Annotated in this window: 16 protein-coding genes and 1 tRNA gene; 12 read left to right on the top strand and 5 right to left on the bottom strand. The window is 70.8% G+C overall.

Annotated elements, in window-relative coordinates:
- The first annotated feature begins 100 nt into the window (after positions 1-100).
- The gene (locus tag ACGFI1_RS44055; RefSeq protein WP_392793592.1) at positions 101-424 is read left to right on the top strand and encodes an SDR family NAD(P)-dependent oxidoreductase; all 324 of its coding nucleotides are present in this window, start codon (positions 101-103) and stop codon (positions 422-424) included.
- A 336-nt stretch (positions 425-760) separates the two neighbouring features.
- Here the strand turns inward: ACGFI1_RS44055 and ACGFI1_RS44050 are convergent, their stop codons facing one another.
- Together ACGFI1_RS44050 and ACGFI1_RS44045 are read right to left on the bottom strand one after the other, a co-directional pair.
- Entirely contained in the window at positions 761-982 is a 222-nt protein-coding gene (locus ACGFI1_RS44050; RefSeq protein WP_392735556.1) for a hypothetical protein, read from the bottom strand.
- 106 nt (positions 983-1,088) lie between these two features.
- Positions 1,089-1,676 carry a hypothetical protein gene (locus tag ACGFI1_RS44045; RefSeq protein ID WP_392793590.1) on the bottom strand — a complete coding sequence of 196 codons (588 nt, stop codon included), beginning with the start codon at positions 1,674-1,676 and terminating at the stop codon, positions 1,089-1,091.
- Positions 1,677-1,837: 161 nt separating this feature from the next.
- On the opposite strand from ACGFI1_RS44045, the gene ACGFI1_RS44040 reads away from it, so the two are divergent.
- The 4 genes from ACGFI1_RS44040 (at position 1,838) to ACGFI1_RS44025 (ending at position 7,646) form a co-directional block, all read left to right on the top strand.
- Positions 1,838-3,283, top strand: a complete 1,446-nt coding sequence (locus ACGFI1_RS44040) for an FG-GAP-like repeat-containing protein (RefSeq protein WP_392793589.1) — start codon at positions 1,838-1,840, stop codon at positions 3,281-3,283.
- A 342-nt stretch (positions 3,284-3,625) separates the two neighbouring features.
- A complete protein-coding gene (locus ACGFI1_RS44035; protein WP_392793587.1) occupies positions 3,626-5,095 on the top strand; it encodes a serine hydrolase domain-containing protein in 1,470 nt (489 codons plus the stop codon).
- A 633-nt stretch (positions 5,096-5,728) separates the two neighbouring features.
- Positions 5,729-6,610: a sigma-70 family RNA polymerase sigma factor gene (locus ACGFI1_RS44030; RefSeq protein ID WP_392793586.1), complete on the top strand. Its 882-nt coding sequence runs from the start codon at positions 5,729-5,731 to the stop codon at positions 6,608-6,610.
- 85 nt (positions 6,611-6,695) lie between these two features.
- Complete coding sequence (locus ACGFI1_RS44025) at positions 6,696-7,646, top strand: DoxX family protein (RefSeq protein ID WP_392793585.1); 951 nt, start codon at positions 6,696-6,698, stop codon at positions 7,644-7,646.
- A gap of 22 nt (positions 7,647-7,668) precedes the next feature.
- On the opposite strand, the gene ACGFI1_RS44020 is transcribed toward ACGFI1_RS44025, so the two are convergent.
- Positions 7,669-8,358, bottom strand: a complete 690-nt coding sequence (locus ACGFI1_RS44020) for a haloacid dehalogenase type II (RefSeq protein WP_392793584.1) — start codon at positions 8,356-8,358, stop codon at positions 7,669-7,671.
- A 91-nt stretch (positions 8,359-8,449) separates the two neighbouring features.
- On the bottom strand, positions 8,450-8,782 hold the full coding sequence (locus ACGFI1_RS44015; RefSeq protein ID WP_392793583.1) for a hypothetical protein: 333 nt from the start codon (positions 8,780-8,782) through the stop codon (positions 8,450-8,452).
- A gap of 272 nt (positions 8,783-9,054) precedes the next feature.
- On the opposite strand from ACGFI1_RS44015, the gene ACGFI1_RS44010 reads away from it, so the two are divergent.
- Positions 9,055-9,627, top strand: a complete 573-nt coding sequence (locus tag ACGFI1_RS44010; RefSeq protein WP_392793582.1) for a DUF421 domain-containing protein — start codon at positions 9,055-9,057, stop codon at positions 9,625-9,627.
- Positions 9,628-9,980: 353 nt separating this feature from the next.
- Here ACGFI1_RS44010 and ACGFI1_RS44005 read toward each other — a convergent pair.
- Positions 9,981-10,063, bottom strand: a tRNA-Leu gene (locus ACGFI1_RS44005).
- Positions 10,064-10,191: 128 nt separating this feature from the next.
- Here ACGFI1_RS44005 and ACGFI1_RS44000 point away from each other — a divergent pair.
- The 6 genes from ACGFI1_RS44000 to ACGFI1_RS43975 are packed head-to-tail and all read left to right on the top strand — an operon-like array spanning position 10,192 to position 17,569.
- Positions 10,192-10,947 carry an FhaA domain-containing protein gene (locus ACGFI1_RS44000; RefSeq protein WP_067627928.1) on the top strand — a complete coding sequence of 252 codons (756 nt, stop codon included), beginning with the start codon at positions 10,192-10,194 and terminating at the stop codon, positions 10,945-10,947.
- Between the two features lie 11 nt (positions 10,948-10,958).
- On the top strand, positions 10,959-11,450 hold the full coding sequence (locus ACGFI1_RS43995; protein ID WP_138641507.1) for an FHA domain-containing protein FhaB/FipA: 492 nt from the start codon (positions 10,959-10,961) through the stop codon (positions 11,448-11,450).
- Positions 11,447-13,027, top strand: coding sequence for a PP2C family protein-serine/threonine phosphatase (locus ACGFI1_RS43990; protein WP_392735580.1), 1,581 nt, complete (start codon positions 11,447-11,449; stop codon positions 13,025-13,027). The genes ACGFI1_RS43995 and ACGFI1_RS43990 overlap by 4 nt, the downstream gene beginning before the upstream one ends.
- Entirely contained in the window at positions 13,028-14,614 is a 1,587-nt protein-coding gene (locus tag ACGFI1_RS43985; RefSeq protein WP_138641505.1) for an FtsW/RodA/SpoVE family cell cycle protein, read from the top strand.
- A gap of 16 nt (positions 14,615-14,630) precedes the next feature.
- Entirely contained in the window at positions 14,631-16,106 is a 1,476-nt protein-coding gene (locus ACGFI1_RS43980; protein ID WP_392793581.1) for a penicillin-binding transpeptidase domain-containing protein, read from the top strand.
- Positions 16,103-17,569, top strand: coding sequence for a serine/threonine-protein kinase (locus ACGFI1_RS43975; RefSeq protein WP_392793580.1), 1,467 nt, complete (start codon positions 16,103-16,105; stop codon positions 17,567-17,569). The genes ACGFI1_RS43980 and ACGFI1_RS43975 overlap by 4 nt, the downstream gene beginning before the upstream one ends.
- Positions 17,570-17,573 lie beyond the last annotated feature (4 nt).

Below are 17,573 nucleotides of genomic sequence, written 5' to 3'. Positions count from 1 at the left end.
ACAACCTCATCTAGCAGGAGCTTCGCTACTTATGGGCGGCGGTCACCCGTCCGCAACCGCCCCGTGACCTGCGGACTCAGGTTGGAATCAGCTCATTACGGTGAGTTCTGGAATGGGCTCCCGGGTCGGTACCCCGGGAGCTGCCGACTACGCGGCGACCAAGTCAGGGGTCACGAGGTACACCCTGGGGGCCGCACGGGACCTCGGGCCCCGGGACATCACGGCCAACGTCGTGGAGGCCGGACTGATGGACGGCGGCATGGAAAGGGACCCCGAGACCATCAAGGCCCTGGTCAGCACGCTGTCCCTGCAACGCACGGGTCGCCCCGAAGAAATCGCCGCGGCGATCGCCTTTTTGGCGAGCCCCGCCGCGTCGTACGTCACGGGCGCGGTGCTGGACGCCCACGGTGGCTACAACGCCTGAACCGGAACCACTTCCGCGCGCCCCGAAGAACATCGCGCCTTCGGGGCGCGCACCGCCGACGACCCGCGCGTGCGGGCACGGCTCCCACGTGCGCGCGAACGGGCGTGGTGCATCGAAGGCGAACCCCACACCTGTCGCACTGCGCGTAGCCAGACCCAGGCGGAGATCGACACGCTGACCGCTCGTCTGGGCGAACTCAGCGAGCAGATCGAGCATCTGCGGATCAGCCGCAAGACCCTCATCTCCCTCGCCGAGGAGGACCCCGCCCCGGTCGAGCCGGTCGCAACTCCTCCCACCATCCGGTGCCGGGGTCGGGCTGGCGAGCGTCGGGCCCGGTCATGTCCACCGCCACGCGGGGGCCGTGCCACGGGTCAAGCGGCGGGACATCACGTCCGTCATCGCCCAATACACCCGTGATTCGGAACTGGCCGGAAGGTGCTCGTAGTCGCGGACCAGACGCCGGTGGAACATCAAGATGCCGTAGGTCTGCTCGACGACCCATCTCTTGGGCTGGGGGATGAATCCCTTGCCGGCGGGGTTGCGTTCGACGATCTCCACGTCGATCCCCGCACATCCGGACCCGCCGATCGACTGTAACGCTACGAATCCATGCGATCACACAGCGACATCACGGGCATAGACTCGCGAACCGCACTCTAAGAGATCAGGACGCTGCCGCGATCGCGACGAGCACCACTACCAGCCCCACGACGCACACGAGGCCCGCGAACCCGAAGGCGAGCCGGTAGGGATGCCGTTCCGCCCACGGCAAAAGACCCGGATAAGCCTCAGCGAACTTCTTGGGGCTGACAGGCCCGTCGGGCCCGCTGCACGGCACGCCGAGCGCGTCCACCAGTCGGCCGAGATCCTCGTGACCATAGAGACCGCCGTGCACCCTCACGAGCAGCCGACGCTGCGCGTCCAGCACGAACAGGCTCTCGCCGGCCCCGCCGCGAGGCGCGATGATGCTCGCCCGCACCACCTCCGCGACATGCGAGCGAGGCTGAACCTTGACGGAGATCAAGTCCTGGACGACGAGCTCGTGAGCGGTCACGGTGATCCGAGCACGGACCAGGGCCCCGATGCACAGGGGGATCAGCGCGGCGAACGGAACGCCCACGATCAGAGCGAACCCCTCCGGCGCATCGCCGACCAGGATCGCGCTGACCACGCCCACGGCGACCACAGCCAGGATGGCCAGCACGAGCACGCCCGTCCGGTAGTCCGGCCGAACCACGAGTTCATCGCCCACGCCCGACACCACCCTTTCGCGGCTCCTCAAGAGCCTGCCCCATCCCCACCAGTGCGCAGAGAACCATCTCCTCCTCGGCAGCGTCAAAAGATCTTGGTCGGCGGCCCGGCGCGCCCACGTCCGGAAAACCGGCCGCTCCCCTCGAACGCAAGGAGACCCCCATGAATCGGCGCCTGCCCTTGGCGGCATCGGCGGCCGCGCTCGCGTTGGCGGCCGTGGCGGGAACGGCAGGGCCCGCGAACGCGGCCCCCCGCCCGCCGCGCGGCGACGCGGTCGTCACCGCGTCCCCCACCCTCATGGCGCCGAAGGTCGCCGCCTCGGCGGCCGCCGCGGCGCCGGCCTCGGCGAAGCTGCCCCTGACGGGCCGCTACCAGAACACGAACTACAACTGCGTGCCCACCTCGGCGTCGATGAGCCTGTCGACGTTCGGGGTGTCCGTCAGCCAGGAGACCCTGGCCGCCAAGATGGGCACGACCCCCGCCGACGGAACCAGCGGCAACCAGGCGCTGCCCGTCATGAACGGCTACGTGGACCCGCTCGGCTACAGCTACGGCTTCTCCAGCGCCTCGACGGCGTCGACCATGATGGAGCAGGTCTCCTACAACGTCGGCGTGCTCAAGCGGGCGCCCGTCCTCGGCGTGTGGATGGAGAAGCTGCCGTGGAACGCCGGCATGAGCGGCTCCAACGTCGGCCACGCGATCGTCGCCTACGGCTACGACCGCGACGCCGGCACGATCACGGTGTGGGACCCGTGGAAGTCCACGGGCGGCTCGCACACCATCACCGCCGCGAAACTCGCCGCGGACATGCAGCCCAGCGGCATGTTCAAGGTCACCGGCCACACCGACGCCGACCTGTCGAGCGTCGGCGACCTGACCGGCGACGGCACCGCCGACCTGGCCGGCGTCGACCGCGCGACCGGAAAGCTCTGGCTCTACCCCGGCCCAACGCTGGCCGCCTCGGACCGACGCCTGATCGGGACCGGCGGCTGGAATGGCATGACGGAACTCACCGGCACCGGAGACCTCACGGGCGACGGCAAACCAGACCTGATCGCCGTCCAAAAGTCCGACGGCACCCTCTGGCTCTACCCCGGCGGCACCAACGCCCTAGGCACCCGAATCAAGATCGGGAACAGCGGCTGGAACGGCATGAAGGACCTCACCGGCATCGGCGACCTGACCGGCGACGGCAAACCAGACCTGATCGCGGCCAAGAAGGACGACGGCACCCTCTGGCTCTACCCGGGCGGCACGAACGCCCTGGGCACCCGAATCAAGATCGGAAATGGCGGCTGGAACGGCATGACCAAGCTGGTCGGCGTCAATGACATCACCGGCGACGGCAAACCCGACCTCATCGCAGTCCGCATCTCCGAAGGCACCCTGTGGGTCTACCCCGGCGCCCCGAAGGCACTGGGCACCCCCAAGCAACTCGGCTCCGGCTGGGGCGGCATCCGCTCCCTCACCTACACAGGCGACATCACCGGCGACGGCGTCTCAGACCTCATCGGCGTCCAGAGCAACACCGGCGTCATGTACGTCTACGCAGGCCGCGCGACCGGCTTCGCCGCCCGCCAGCAACTGACCTCCGGCTGGAACGGCTAACCCTCGTGGCCCCCGCGCCGACCACCCGGCGCGGGGGCCACCCGGCGGCGCCCGTTCCACCCCTGGCCGCCGCCCCGCCTCAAGCAGCATCCGCGCGTCGCATCAACAGCGACACCCCTGGTGAGCCCAGTAGCCCGAGCACGCCCACCTCGCCACACGAACGCGATGGCCGGTGTGGGGATCAAGACCGGCGGTGGACGCTCACGAGTGGCCAGGGTGTCGGCACCAACGTCCCGGGCCCTCGTGCAGACCTCTGACAAAGGTCAGGGGTGATCGTGGACGATCGGCAGATCCCCTGGAGGGCGTCGGTGCCTAGGTTCTCTTTCGATCGAAGGAGAGGGATTGAGAACCAGGCTTTCGGCGGCGATCATCGCGATCGGGTTCGCCGTGACAACGACCCCGGTGCTCCCGGCACATGCCGTGCCCGCGCCCCCGGCCGAGACCAGAGTCACGCCGGAGGCGATCGACGCGTACGCCCGCCACGCGATGAAGGCCTCCGGCGTGCCGGGGATGTCGCTGGTGGTGACCCGCGGCCGCCGCGTCGTCCACGCCGCAGGATACGGCCACGACTCCGCGGGCCGCCCGGTCACCGCCCGCACACCGATGCGGGTGGCCTCGCTCAGCAAGTCGGTCACCGCCGCCGCGGTGATGACCCTCGTCGACGAGGGGCGGATCGCACTGGACCGGCCGGTCGCCGCGCAGATGCCGGAGTTCCAGACGGCCGATCCGCGGGCCGCGCGCATCACCGTGCGGCAATTGCTCAACCAGACCTCCGGCCTGTCCGACCGCACCATCGACATCGGCGCGCTGGAGGACGCCGGCTCGCTTCGCGCGTACGTGGCACGGCTGCGCACCGCGCGGCTGACCACCGACCCGGGCACCCGCTGGGCGTACTGCAACGTCAACTACAACCTGGCCGCCCGCCTTGTCGAGGTCGTCACCGGCCGGCCGTTCGGCGACTACCTGCGGCACCGCGTGTTCGCCCCACTCGGCATGGACGGCAGCGCCGTCAGCGACCGGGACGTCCACCCTGCCGACGGCCACCACTCCGTGTTCGGCCTGTGGGTCGCGCGCTCCGAACCGCCCGGCTTTCTCGACGGCAGCGGCTCGGGCGGTGTGATCACCAATGCCCACGACATGGGACGGTGGCTGATCGCCCAGGCCGGTCACGCGCCACGCACGCTGAGCCCCGCCGCACTGCGCACCATGCACACGCCCGGCCCGGCCACCGGTGACCACCGGTACGGCATGGGGTGGGCCGAGGAGAAGAACGGCACCGGCCCGGCGCGGCTCGTGCACTCGGGGAACATCTTCACCTACAACGCCGCCGAGGCGATCGTGCCGTCCACCGGGTACGGCGTCGCCGTCATGGTCAACGGCGCCGGGCTGACCGACGCGAGCTGGTCGACGCTGCAGGGCCTGCTGACGCTGACCGATGGGCGCACCCCACCCGCGCCCGGGGACGACTCGCAACCGGCCGAGCTCGTCCTCGGCCTGATCGTGCTCGTCTCCGTCGGACTGGGGGTGCTGGCCGGGTTCCGCGCCCGCCGGTGGGCACGCAAGCGCGCGGCGGCGCCCCGGTGGCGAACGGTGCCGCGGTCGGTCCCAGCGCTGCTGCCCGTCGCGGTGTTCGCCGCCTACCCCGATCTGGCGTCGCTGATCACCGGCGGGCGTACGGTCACCTGGGCGCAGCTCACCTACTTCGCGGCACCGCTGACGATCGCCCTGGCCGCCGCGGCGCTGGCCGGGCTGGTCACCGTGACGCTCCGGCTGTGGGCACTGGTCAGGTTCGTCAAGTCGAACGCACGGTGACGTACCGGCCGGTCTCAAGGGGCGGGGAACAGTGTGCTCACGGCCCCTCTTGAGTCTCCTCTCTGGGCGTGGTGGTACGGGTGTGGTCGTGGATTCGGCGTCGAAGGCGAACAGGTACCCGTGGTGGCGCGCGCTGACCAGCCGCTGCGGTTCGACGTGCCGGACGGCGACCGCCTTGTCGTCCTCCAGCTGCGTTAAGGCGGCGTCGGGCCACGCCGCCCACAAGTCGGCGCAGGCGTCGAATCCCGTCGATGCGCACACGGCGGTTGTCGGCGTGTCGGGCACGGGCTGGGGCCTGCACGGCACCGGCACTCAGGGCTTTCCCGCTCGGCGAGGCGGGGCCTGCCTGTCGATGCTGATGGCGAAGTCCCTGCGCAAGAAGCCGGGCGAACGTCCGCCGCTACTTCCATTCCTCCGCGGATGGCGATCGCCGAGGCCACCCGCTGCTGGCCGACAGCGATTGCGCGAAGCGGCTCCAGGACGCGCCCTGGCAACGGCGGGACGACGCGTACGGGCCGCACTCCACGGCGGGCACGGCCCGCTGTGCTTCGATCAGGGGCACGCCGCACGGTTACCTCGACGTCTTCGGGTCCGTCATGGCCATGACGGGGTTCGCGAGAGAAAGGTAACGACGTGACCGGATCAGGTCCGCACGCAGCACTGGCGGAGGCGTTCGAAGAGCAGCGCGACCGCCTGGTTGCGGTCGCCTACCGGATGCTCGGGTCGCGGGGGGACGCCGAGGATGCGGTGCAGGAGGCGTGGATTCGGCTCGCGCGACAGGACGCGGCCGCGATCGACAACCTGGCCGGCTGGCTGACCACCGTGGTCGGCCGGGTCTGCCTCGACGCGCTGCGCTCGCGCAAGACCCGGGCCGAGTCGTCGTACGAGGACCGGCTGCCGGTGCTGATGGTGACGGTGGACGGTGGGGCGGGACCCGAGGACGATGCGATGCTCGCCGAATCGGTCGGGCTGGCACTGCTGGTGGTGCTCGACACCCTCACACCCGTCGAGCGGTTGGCGTTCGTCCTGCATGACCTGTTCGCGGTGCCCTTCGCCGAGATCGGCAAGATCATCGGCCGGTCCAGCGACGCGACCAAGATGCTCGCCAGCCGGGCCCGCCGGAAGGTGCAGGGCACACCGCCGCCGGAGCGGGAGCGGCGGCGGCAGCGCGCCGTGGTCGACGCGTTCCTCGCCGCGGCGCGGAACGGGGACTTCGAAGGGCTCGTACGGCTGCTCCACCCGCAGGTGACCTGGCGCACGTACCACCCGCAGGGCGTGATGACCACGGTCGGGGCGGCCGAGACGGCCGGTCCGATCCTGCGCGGCTTCCGGTCGATGACCTCGGTGCTCCCGGTCCTGGTCAACGACGAGCCCGGGTTCGTGGCCTGGGGCGCCAACGGCAAGGTGCTCGGCGTTGCGATGTGCACCGTCGTCGATGGCCGGATCGTCGAACTGCTGACCGTGAGCGATCGTCGGCGCCTCGACGCCATGGGCCTGCCCGCGCGACCCGAGTAGCGCACGTCCATCGCCGAAGGTCGTTACCTCTTCGCGGGGGGCTTCGTCATAGGGGTGCAGGCATCCGAAGACGAAGGAGACCGTGATGGAAACCCGGATCAACTGGATGGCCAACGAGGTCGGGTCGAAGTGGGCCAGGTACATCATCTCGTCGAACAAGGTCATCACCGACTCCGCGCTGCCGAAGGAGGTGCAGGAGCTGGTGAAGATCCGCGCCAGCCAGATCAACGGCTGCGGTGGCTGCCTCGACATGCACACCAAGGACGCCGCGGCCGCCGGTGAGAGCACGGTGCGGATCAACCTGGTCGGGGCATGGCGGGAGACCACCGTCTACACCGACGCGGAGCGGGCCGCGCTGGAACTCACCGAGCAGGGCACCCGCCTCGCCGACTCCAGCGGCATCACCGACGAGGCGTGGGCGAACGCGGCGAAGCACTTCGACGAGGATCAGATCACCGGCCCTGGTGGCCATGATCTGCACGATCAACGCCTTCAACCGGCTGAACGTGATCACCCGGACACCGGGCGGCGAATACCAGCCCGGACAGTCCCTCTGACCCGGACATCCCCTCGGGCGCGCAGGCGGCCCCGGGACGACCCCGGGTCCGCCCGCGGCCGCCACCCCCGGACGTTGCGAAGGACAGGACTCATGAACACCGCACTGTGGATCGTCACCGGCCTGCTGACCGCCGTCTACTTGTTCTCCGGGTTTGGGAAGCTGTTCGTTCCACCGGAGAAGATGGCCGCGATGGCCAAAGCCGCGCGCTGGGTCCTCGACTTCAAGCCCGGCACCCTCAAGGCCATCGGAGCACTGGAGATACTCGGTGCCGCGGGCCTGATCCTGCCCGCCGTGCTCGACGTCGCGCCAGTACTCGTACCGCTGGCGGCCACCGGCCTGGCACTGCTCATGACCGGCGCCACGATCATGCGGATCCGCCGAGGCGAGACCAAAGCCGCGCTGGGAGACGCGGGCTACCTCGCCCTGGCCGCCTTCGTGGCGATCGGCCGCTTCGCGCTGGAACCCTTCACCGGCTGACCGGCCCGCAACCCGGCGGCCGTCACCTTGCGGCCGGGGCGAGGTCGCGGGCCAGCTCCCGCAGGTCGACCGCCGTGTGGGTCGGGGCCGTCATCACACCGGGGTAGGTGGTCGCTCCGCGCGTCAGCCAAGCGGCCTGCAAGCCGGCGCGGCGGGCGCCGTCGATGTCCCACGGGTGGACGGCGACCAGCAGGGTCTCGGCCGCCTCGAAGCCCAGGGTGTCGGTGGCGTAGCGGTAAGCGGCCGGAGCGGGCTTCCACACGCGCGGGACGCTGACATCCAGCAGCGCGGTGAAGTACTCCCGCAGACCGGCCCGAGAGAGCAGGTCCTCGGTGGTGGCGGCCGACCCGTTGGTCAAGGTGGCCAGCCGCAATCCGGCCGCGTGCAGCACGCGAACGCCGTCACCGATGTCGGGATGCACGCCGAACCCCTTCAGGCCGTCCAGGACGTGGGCGGTGGCGGCGCCGAGGTCGCCGTTCCAGCCCGGCAGGGCGGCCAGCAGACCGCGCAGCCCGGCCTCGGCCACGGCCTGGAAGTCGGCGTAGCCGCCGGCGGCGGTGAGCGCCATCCCGTCCCGCAGCACCCCGGCGAACCAGGCGGCGGCCAGCTCCGCGGGCGCGCCCACCGCGGTGAACCGCGCCCGCAGCGAAGACATGTCGCTCAAGGTCTCGTTGACATCGAACAGCACCAGCCGGATCGGCCTATCCATCATCGCCTTCCCCTACCCACACCGCCGGTCACGGACCGCCCCTGTCCACGTCACGCCCGGGACCTGCCTGCCTGAGCGACCGTCGTCCGCCGCTTCACTGCCGTCCGCCGCGCCGCAGTGGTGAACGGCCCGCCGACCACAGGCCCGGCGCCGCGCCGAGAAACGCCGCGATCATCGACTCGGCCAAGGCGCTGCCGGGGCCGACCAGCGTCGGCCCCGGCAAGAGCCCTGCTGCGGCGAGTAGCCCGGTCGTCGCGGCCGCCACCGAGACGGCACCTCCCGTACCCGGCCGACCTCCTCGGGACGGCACCCGCGCGGTGGCGTCCGGGGAAAGCGGAGATATCGGGCCGCACGCACGTGGCTGCGGGTGGGGGCGGACCATCGCGTCGTCGTCCGCGTCCACCGGCTCGGTCCGGGCCTTGCCCACGACTACAACGCGATGATCTCCACCGAGGACCGAGAGCCGCTGCTGCCCGGCGACACCCGCCGCATCGCCACCCTGACGATGGCCGACGAGTCGGCCGTCGGTGACCTCGGCCTGGAGAGCGCTTCGAGCTCTGGGGGCGGCGCAAGATCGGTCACGGTGGGGTCTCGCGCCGTGTCCTGCCGTAGCCGGACGCTTTCGGCCACGGATGGTTTGTCCCGCGGAACGTCCGGGTAGCGACCGCCGATCGGGGAAGCTGATCGCGGGAGCGCGTCATGTCATGGCTGATCGGGAACTGGGCCCACCTGGGCGCCGTGGCCGGCAAGGCCGCGCTCATGTACGCCGCCGCGCTGCTCGGCCTGCGGCTGGGAGAGCGGCGCACCCTGGCCCAATGGACGATCGCGGACTTCGTCGCCGCGGTGGCGGTCGGCGCCATCGTCGGCCGTACCGCGATCGCCTCCCGCCAGTCCTTCGCCACGGGCGCCGTCGCTATCGTGACACTGGTCGTCGTGCACCGTCTCGCCAGCGTCGTGCGGTTCAGCGCTCCGCTGCGCAGGCTCACCGACCACCCTGTCCGCGTGCTGGTCAGCGACGGACGGATCGTCAGACGCCAGTTGCGTGTGTGCGGGCTGACCGAGGGCGACCTGTTCGCCCAGTTGCGGCTGCGCGGCGTGTTCGACCTGTCCGGCGTCCGGTTCGTGCTCTACGAGAGCAGAGGCGGCCTGACCATCGTCCCACGGGGGGACCACCGCGCTCCCCTGCCCAGTCTGGTCCGCGCCGGGCTGAGCGAAGCCGTCGGCCCGCCATACCGATTCCGGGACGGCACCTCGCCCGGCGAGCCACAGTAGTAGCCCACCTGAGGTGACCGAGTGGCCTTCGGGCGCGCCTTCAGCGCCTCGGGCCGCGTAGCTGAGGCCCTGAAGCGTGGGTGGACTCCGGAGGGGTCTTTCCCCCGCGAGGACGGTTCCGCGTTGCACTCACCAGAGGGGGATCAAGACGCCGGAGACGGTCCGCACGTGGGTACGGAAGGCGGAGATCGACCGTGAAGGCGAAGCCGAGCGGGGCGAAGCCCCGAAAGCGAGCGCAAGGGGGCGTGGGGGCGGAGCCCCCACATCGGGGGTCCGGGGGTCGCCCCCCGGGTAAACATGACGAAGGAGTGGCAGCCTGCGCTCTCCGCAGGCACACCACTCCCAACTCCGAGTGGGCGAGGAGGGATTTGAACCCTCACATCCTTTCGGACACACGGACCTGAACCGTGCGCGTCTGCCGTTCCGCCACCCGCCCATGGGTGCCGTCCCGTTTCCGGGTGCTCGAAAAGGCTAGCACGTGCCGGGCAGTGGTTAGGTATCCAGATACTCCTAGCGAACCTTCGCACCGATACGATCGTCTACCAGTGGGGAAGGGAGGTGCCCGTGGGCGTCATTCAGCGCTTCGAGCGACGGCTGGAGGGCATGGTCGAAGGGGCCTTCGCCCGTGCGTTCAAGTCGGAGCTGCAGCCGGTCGAGGTGGCCAGTGCTGTGCAGCGCGAGATGGACGACAGGGCTGCGATCGTGGCGCAGGGCCGCACCCTCGTGCCGAACGACTTCGTCGTGGAGATCTCTCAGCAGGACGGGCAGCGGCTGCAGGTGTACGCCGACAGCCTGAGCCAGGAGCTGGCGAACCTCGCGCGCGAGTACGCGAAGGAGCAGGGGTACTCCTTCGTGGGGCCGGTGCGGGTGCGGTTCGAGAATGCGGGCGATCTCGCCACGGGAATGTTCCGGATCCGGTCGGGGGTGATCCGGGGCTCGACGGTGGAGGGCGGGGAGATCCGCCGGCCGGTGAGCGATGTGCCGCAGGGCGGCCGGGGCGGTGTCTTCGGGGGGCATCCGCGGCTGCTGGTGACGACGGCCGTGGAGGGCTCGGACACGACGCAGCGCACCTATGAGATCAATACGCCTGTCACTCTGCTGGGTCGCGGTACGGACTGCGACCTGCGACTCGTCGATCCGGGCGTGTCCCGGCACCATGCCGAGATCCGCGTAGAAGGTCCCGAAATCGCTCTCGTGGATCTAGGGTCGACCAACGGCTCGTTCGTGAACGGGCAGCCGATCCGGCGGGTCACGCTGGTGGACGGCTCCCGGGTGACGATGGGCCGGACAACCCTTGTGTTCCGCCGCGATAGGGAGTAACCCCGACTCCGATGTCCCCATTCACCCTCACGCTGATCAAGCTGGCGTTCCTCGCGGTGCTGTGGCTGTTCGTCATCGCGGCCGTCGGTGTGATCAGGGCCGACCTGTTCGGCTCGAAGGCCGCGTCGAAGGCGGCCGCGCGCCCGTCCCAGCCCCCGAGGTCCGCCCGGCCGCCGAAGCCGCCGCGGCAGCAGCGCAGCGCCCAGCACGGCGCCCCGACGAAGCTGGTGGTCGTCCAGGGGGAGCGGGCCGGCACGGTCATCGACCTCACCGGGGTGCCCATCACCATCGGCCGGGCGAATGACTCCACTCTGGTCGTGACCGACGACTACGCTTCGAGCCGGCATGCCCGACTTTTCGCGCAGGACGGTCAGTGGATCGTGGAAGATCTCGGCTCGACCAATGGGACGTATCTCGGACGCACGAAGGTGAGCCGGCCGATGCCGGTGCCGCCCGGCGTCCCGGTCCGTATCGGCAAGACCGTGATCGAGCTGCGCAAATGACCCTGGGAATCCGCTACGCCGCGCGCTCCGACGTCGGCATGCTGCGCGAGGGCAACGAGGACTCGGCGTACGCGGGCGCGCACCTGCTGGCGGTGGCCGACGGCATGGGCGGGCACGTCGGCGGCGAGATCGCGAGCGCCGCGGCGATCGAGGCGCTGCGCGCGCTCGACAAGAACCTGCCGGCGACGGAGCTGCTGGCCGCGCTCGAGCACACGGTCAAGACCGCGAACGACAACCTGCACCGCATCGTCGAGTCGGACCCGGCCCTCCAGGGCATGGGGACGACGCTGACGGCGATGCTGTGGGCGGGCAACCAGGTCGCGCTGGTGCACATCGGGGACTCCCGCGCCTATCTGCTGCGCGACGGCAGCCTTTTCCAGATCACGCACGACCACACGCTCGTCCAGTCGCTGGTCGACGAGGGCCGCATCAGCCCGGACGAGGCGGCGTCGCACCCGCAGCGGTCGCTGCTGCTGCGGGCGCTGGACGGCCGCGGCGAGGTCGATCCGGACCTGTCGCTGCGCGAGGCCGTGGTCGGCGACCGGTACCTGCTGTGCTCGGACGGCCTGTCGGGCGTCGTCACGGCGGAGACGATCTTCCAGGTGCTGACGGACGTGGACGAGCCGGAGCAGGCCGTCCGGCAGCTGATCGACCTGGCGAACCGGGGCGGCGGCCCCGACAACATCACCTGCGTCGTCGCCGACGTGGTGGACCTGGAGCGCCAGCCCCCGACGGGCGGCCCGGGCCACGCGGTGGGCGCGGCGGCGAACGCGTCGCCGCCGGAGCCGCCGGGCGGCGGCCCGGGCGCGAACACGACGGTGGCCGACACCCCGGCGGGCCGCGCGGCGCAGCTGCGCGACACGCGGCCGCAGCCGCCGGTGGCGGTGGACGAGCGGCCTCCCCCGCCGGCGCCCGCGCCGATGGGCGACCCGATGGGCGGCCCGCCCCCGCCGGGCACGATCCAGCAGGCGCCGATGGAGCGGCCGCGGCGCGGCGGCGCCCGCCGCTGGACGTGGCTGATCGTCGTCGCGGGCGTGGTCGTGGTGGGCGTGGTGGCGGGCGGTTTCGTGCTGCTGCAGAACGTCCGGAACGGCTACTACATCGGCGCGACCGGCGACACCGTCGTCCTGTACCGGGGCACGCCGCAGGAGGTACCGGGCCTCGACCTGTCGCGGCCGGCGTCCAAGCAGCCGGAGCCGAAGATCCAGGTGAGCGATCTGCCGGAGGACATCCAGCAGCGAGTCCGGTCGACCTACACCGTGGACGGCCCGAAGGACTGGAAGAAGCTGACCGACGTGGTCTGCAAGTACACGCTCGTCCAGGCCGGCGGCAAGGTCGCGATCGTGCGGGGCAAGGGCCAGCAGAACTGCCAGGAGACGAAGATCGTCACCAGCGAGGTCCTGCTGAGCGAGCTGCCCCGGTCGGACGCGACGGAGATCACGAAGGGCACCCCGCCGGTGATCGGCCGGGCCGCGGCGCAGAGCGCGCTGCAGACGCTGGAGAAGCGGCGCGACCAGTGCGCCGACAACGCGGCGGGCAAGCCGAAGGACTGTCCCTCCAGCGGCGGGAGCTCGTAGATGCAGTCGATCGGGGAGCAGATCCGGGCGCGGCTGCCGTACCAGCGGCGCAACGCCGCCTCGCTGGCCCTGCTGATCTTCGCGATGGTCATGACGCTGTCGGCGTTCGCGGAGGTCGGGCTGGCCCGTGACGGCAGCATCCCGGCCGGCCTGTTCGTGTACGGCGGCGGCCTCGCGGTGCTGGCGCTCGTCGCCTACTTCGTGCAGGCGAAGTTCACCCCGTACGCCGATCCGCTGCTGCTGCCGCTGGCGGTCGCGCTGAACGGCATCGGGCTGACGATGATCTACCGGCTCGACCTGGACACCAGCGCCGACCGCAAGGCCGCGGCGCTGGCCGGCAAGAAGCTCCTCCCGGACGCCGCGGACGCGCCCAGCCAGCTGATGTGGACGTTCGTCGGCATCGGGCTGTTCGTCGCCGCCGTCCTGATCATGCGGGACACCGAGAAGCCGGACGCGCCGCTGTCGTTCACCCCGAAGACCGCGCAGCGCTACACGTACCTGATCGGCCTCACCGCCGTGATCCTGCTGCTGCTGCCGATCGTCCCGGGCATCGGCGCGGAGATCAACGGCGCCCGGGTGTGGATCCATCTGGGTCCGTTCTCGGTGCAGCCGGGCGAGTTCGCGAAGCTGCTGCTGGTCGTGTTCTTCGCCGGATACCTGGTGAACAAGCGGCAGGCGATGTCGCTGATCGGCAAGAAGGTCGGCCCGGTCAGCCTGCCGCGGGGCCGCGACCTCGGCCCGATCATGGTGATCTGGTTCTTCTGCCTGGGCGTGCTGTTCCTCCAGAAGGACCTCGGTACCGCGCTGCTGTTCTTCGGCCTGTTCGTGTCGATGCTCTACATCGCGACGCAGCGGGTCTCCTGGGTGGTGATCGGTGTCGGGCTGCTCGCCGTGGGCGTGTTCGTCGCGACGCTGCTGCCGTTCATGGGCCACGTGAACCAGCGCATCGACATCTGGCAGAACCCGAAGCCGTACTTCGACGGCGGCTGCCTGCTGGAGAGCGGCAAGGTCGTCCCGGTCAACCCCGACACCGAGATCTACAAGCAGAACGACGTCGAGGGCGTCATCTCGCCGGGCTTCACGGCCTGCGCGAAGCTCGGCGGCGAGTACTCCGACAGCGCGCAGCTGATGAAGGGGCTGTTCGCGCTGGGGCAGGGCGGCGTCCTCGGCACGGGGCTCGGCCAGGGCGAGCCGTGGCGGACGCCGCTGTCGTTCAGCGACTTCATCTTCGACTCGCTCGGCGAGGAGCTCGGGCTGACCGGGCTGATGGTGATCCTGCTGATCTACGCGCTGATCGTGCAGCGCGGGATGAAGACGGCCGTGGCGGCGCGGGACCCGTTCCTGAAGCTGTTCGCGGGCGGTGTGTCGTTCGTGCTGGCCCTCCAGGTCTTCGTGATCGTGGGCGGGGTCACCCGGCTCATCCCGCTGACCGGTCTCACGACGCCGTTCCTGTCGCAGGGCGGTTCGTCGCTGATGGCCAACTGGATCCTGATCGCGATCCTGGTGCGGATGAGCCATGACGCGCGCAAGCCGGCCCCGCAGGCGATCCAGGACGAGGGCATGACCCAGATCGTGAGCACGAGGTGACTTCCCCCCTATGAACATGGACAAGCCGGTTCGGCGGGTGGCGATCTTCGCGATGCTGCTGTTCTTCGGGCTGATGGCGCAGGTCAACTACGTCCAGGGCAGCCAGGCGGAGGACCTGCGCACCGACGCCCGCAACAGCCGGCAGTACGCGGACGTGTTCAACGCGCCGCGCGGCGAGATCTCCGCGGGCGGCGAGGTGCTGGTGATCTCCAAGGAGACCGGGAAGGACAACCCGAAGTACGGCCGGTCCTACAAGGACGGGCCGGTCTTCGCGCCGGTCACCGGGTACTTCAACGGCGGCGCCACGCAGGTCGAGCGGGCCTACAACTCGCTGCTCGGCGGCAAGGACAAGCGGATCACGCAGCAGCGCTGGTTCGACATGTTCATCGGTAAGAAGGCCGAGGGCGCGAACGTCGAGCTGACGATCGACCCGGGGGCGCAGCGCACCGCGTACGCGCAGCTGAAGGCGCGGACGCAGCAGGGCCGCCGCGGCGGCGCCGTGGTGATCGACGTGAAGACGGGCGCGGTGAAGGTGGCCGCGTCGTGGCCGTCGTTCGACCCGAACGAGGTGGCCCCGCAGACCGGGCTGACGGGCGGCAAGCGGCTGGAGCAGCTCGACAAGGGCGAGGGCGTCATCAAGCCCCTGGTCGACAACGCGCTCAGCCAGACGTTCCCGCCCGGTTCGTCGTTCAAGACGCTGGTGGCGGCGCTGGCGATGCAGAAGCTCGGCATCAACAGCTCGTCGACCGTCAACACCGGCCAGCTGATCCTGCCGGAGTCGGGGCAGCCGCTGCCGAACTCGCACGACAGCGGCAGCTGCGGCGGCGCGGCCTCGCTGCGCGGCGCGTTCGCCGAGTCCTGCAACACGACGTTCGGCAAGATGGCGCTGGACATGGGCATCCAGGGGCTGCACGACGGCGCCACGAAGTTCGGGTTCGGCAAGCGGGTGGAGCTGGAGCCCGACTTCTACACGGCCGAGAGCGACGTCCCGGTGGCGTTCACGGACGCCAGTGGCAAGAAGATCCCGACCGGCGCGGACGGGACGGCCCGGTCCGGCATCGGCCAGGAGAACGTGCGCGCGACGCCGCTGCAGATGGCGATGGTCGCCGCCGCGGTCGCCAACGGCGGCAAGATCATGAACCCGTACGTGGTGCAGACCGTCCGCGCCAAGGACCAGAGCCAGCTGTACGGCGCGTCCCCGAAGGAGTTCGGGAAGGCGATGACCGGCGACCAGGCCGGGCAGCTCGAGGACATGATGCGCGCGGTGGTCACCGAGGGCACCGCGAAGAACCTGGCGGGCAGGCGGATCGCCGGCAAGACCGGTACGGCGGAGCAGGGTCCGGGCAACCCGAACGCCAACTGGTTCGTCGGGTTCAGCCCGATGAAGGACCCGCGCTACGCGTTCGCCGTGATGACCGAGGCGCCGGGCTCGGGTGCCGAGAACGCGGGCCCGATCGCCGCCGCGATCATGGCCAAGGTCCTGCAGAAGTGAGCCCGGGCCTCGTCCTGAGCGACCGGTACCGGCTGCTGGAGCGGCTGGCCATCGGCGGGATGGGCGAGGTCTGGCGCGCGTCGGACGCGGTGACGGGCCTGCAGGTCGCGGTGAAGCTGCTGCGGCTGGAGCTCGGTTCGGACGTGCGGGCGCGCACCCGGTTCGAGTCGGAGGCGCGGTTCGCGGCGGAGCTGCGGCATCCGGGGATCGCGCGGGCGTTCGACTTCGGGGAGCACGGCGGCCGGACGTTCCTGGTGATGGAGCTGGTGTCGGGCGAGCCGCTCGACGAGATCCTGGCCCGCGACGGCGGGCTGCCGCTGGAGGCCGTCCTGGACCTGGTGGTGCAGGCGGGACGGGCGCTGACGGTGGCGCACGAGGCGGGGATCGTGCACCGGGACGTCAAGCCGGCGAACCTGATGGTGTCCCCGGACGGCACCGTGAAGATCACCGACTTCGGGATCGCGCGGCGGCTGGCGGCGGCGTCGCAGACCCAGACCGGGATGGTCATGGGGACGGCGCACTACATCTCGCCGGAGCAGGCGCAGGGCAAGGAGCTGTCGCCGAAGGCCGACCTGTATTCGCTGGGCGTGGTGGCCTACGAGTGCCTGACTGGTGCGCCGCCGTTCGACGGGTCGACGCCGGTGGAGGTGGCGCTCAAGCACGTCCGGGACGCGCCCGCCGAGCTGCCGGCCCGGGTGCCGTACGCCGCCCGCGAGCTGGTCATGGAGATGCTGGCGAAGGACCCGCTGGACCGTCCGCCGGACGCGGGGCGCGTCGCGGCGCGGGCGCTGGCGATCCGGGCGTCGCTGGCGGGGGCGCGTCCCGTCAGGCCGCCGGCGGCGGGGGCGTCCGCCGGTGCGTCCGCCGCCTCCACCTCGGCCCCTCGCAGCGCCCCGCGACGCGGCAGGCACGCCGCTCGGGGCGGAGACCCCATCGTTACGCAATCGGCAGCTTTGTCGGGATTTGACGCTGACCCGGCGGCGGATAACCTCTCGCGTGGGACAGTGCAACGACGCACGACGCTGACGTACGCGTCGGTCGCGGCCGTCCTCGTGCTGGTCTTCGTGATCGTCGTCGGCTCGCTGTGGAAGGGGCTGGCGTCCGCGGGATCCGGCGAGGACGAGCGGGATCCACCCGCCGCCCCGGCCACCAGCCCGGTCGGCGACGGCCTCGTGGGCGACCCCGCGGAACGTCCGAGCGCCCCGCCCACCCGCCGGGCGAGCAGCACCCCCCAGCGGCCGGCTGTCACCCCACGGCACCGGAAGCATAGGATCCGTCCGTCAACGCGAGTGACGCCCAAGACGTCCCCTTCACAGAAGACATCGATGAAATCGCCCCGGGCGACTGCCACCGCCCCCAAGCCAACACCCACACCGACGGGGAGCACCACGACTCCGTCAACTTCGAGCCCGGCGCCCTCGCCGACCGAGAGCGGGAAGCTAGGTTCGGAACACCAGGTGTAGACGT

The sequence above is a fragment of the Actinomadura geliboluensis genome, assembly GCF_043197915.1.
GTDB lineage: Bacteria > Actinomycetota > Actinomycetes > Streptosporangiales > Streptosporangiaceae > Spirillospora > Spirillospora geliboluensis.
This window is presented reverse-complemented; position numbering and strand designations above follow the sequence as displayed.

What these genes read in the sequence shown, in the direction of transcription:
- ACGFI1_RS44040 (WP_392793589.1), top strand. Translation starts at nt 1,838, where the DNA reads ATGAATCGGCGCCTGCCCTTGGCGGCATCGGCGGCCGCGCTCGCGTTG.
- ACGFI1_RS44025 (WP_392793585.1), top strand. Translation starts at nt 6,696, where the DNA reads ATGGAAACCCGGATCAACTGGATGGCCAACGAGGTCGGGTCGAAGTGG.
- ACGFI1_RS44020 (WP_392793584.1), bottom strand. Translation starts at nt 8,358, where the DNA reads ATGATGGATAGGCCGATCCGGCTGGTGCTGTTCGATGTCAACGAGACC.
- ACGFI1_RS44010 (WP_392793582.1), top strand. Translation starts at nt 9,055, where the DNA reads ATGTCATGGCTGATCGGGAACTGGGCCCACCTGGGCGCCGTGGCCGGC.
- ACGFI1_RS43995 (WP_138641507.1), top strand. Translation starts at nt 10,959, where the DNA reads ATGTCCCCATTCACCCTCACGCTGATCAAGCTGGCGTTCCTCGCGGTG.
- ACGFI1_RS43990 (WP_392735580.1), top strand. Translation starts at nt 11,447, where the DNA reads ATGACCCTGGGAATCCGCTACGCCGCGCGCTCCGACGTCGGCATGCTG.
- ACGFI1_RS43985 (WP_138641505.1), top strand. Translation starts at nt 13,028, where the DNA reads ATGCAGTCGATCGGGGAGCAGATCCGGGCGCGGCTGCCGTACCAGCGG.
- ACGFI1_RS43980 (WP_392793581.1), top strand. Translation starts at nt 14,631, where the DNA reads ATGGACAAGCCGGTTCGGCGGGTGGCGATCTTCGCGATGCTGCTGTTC.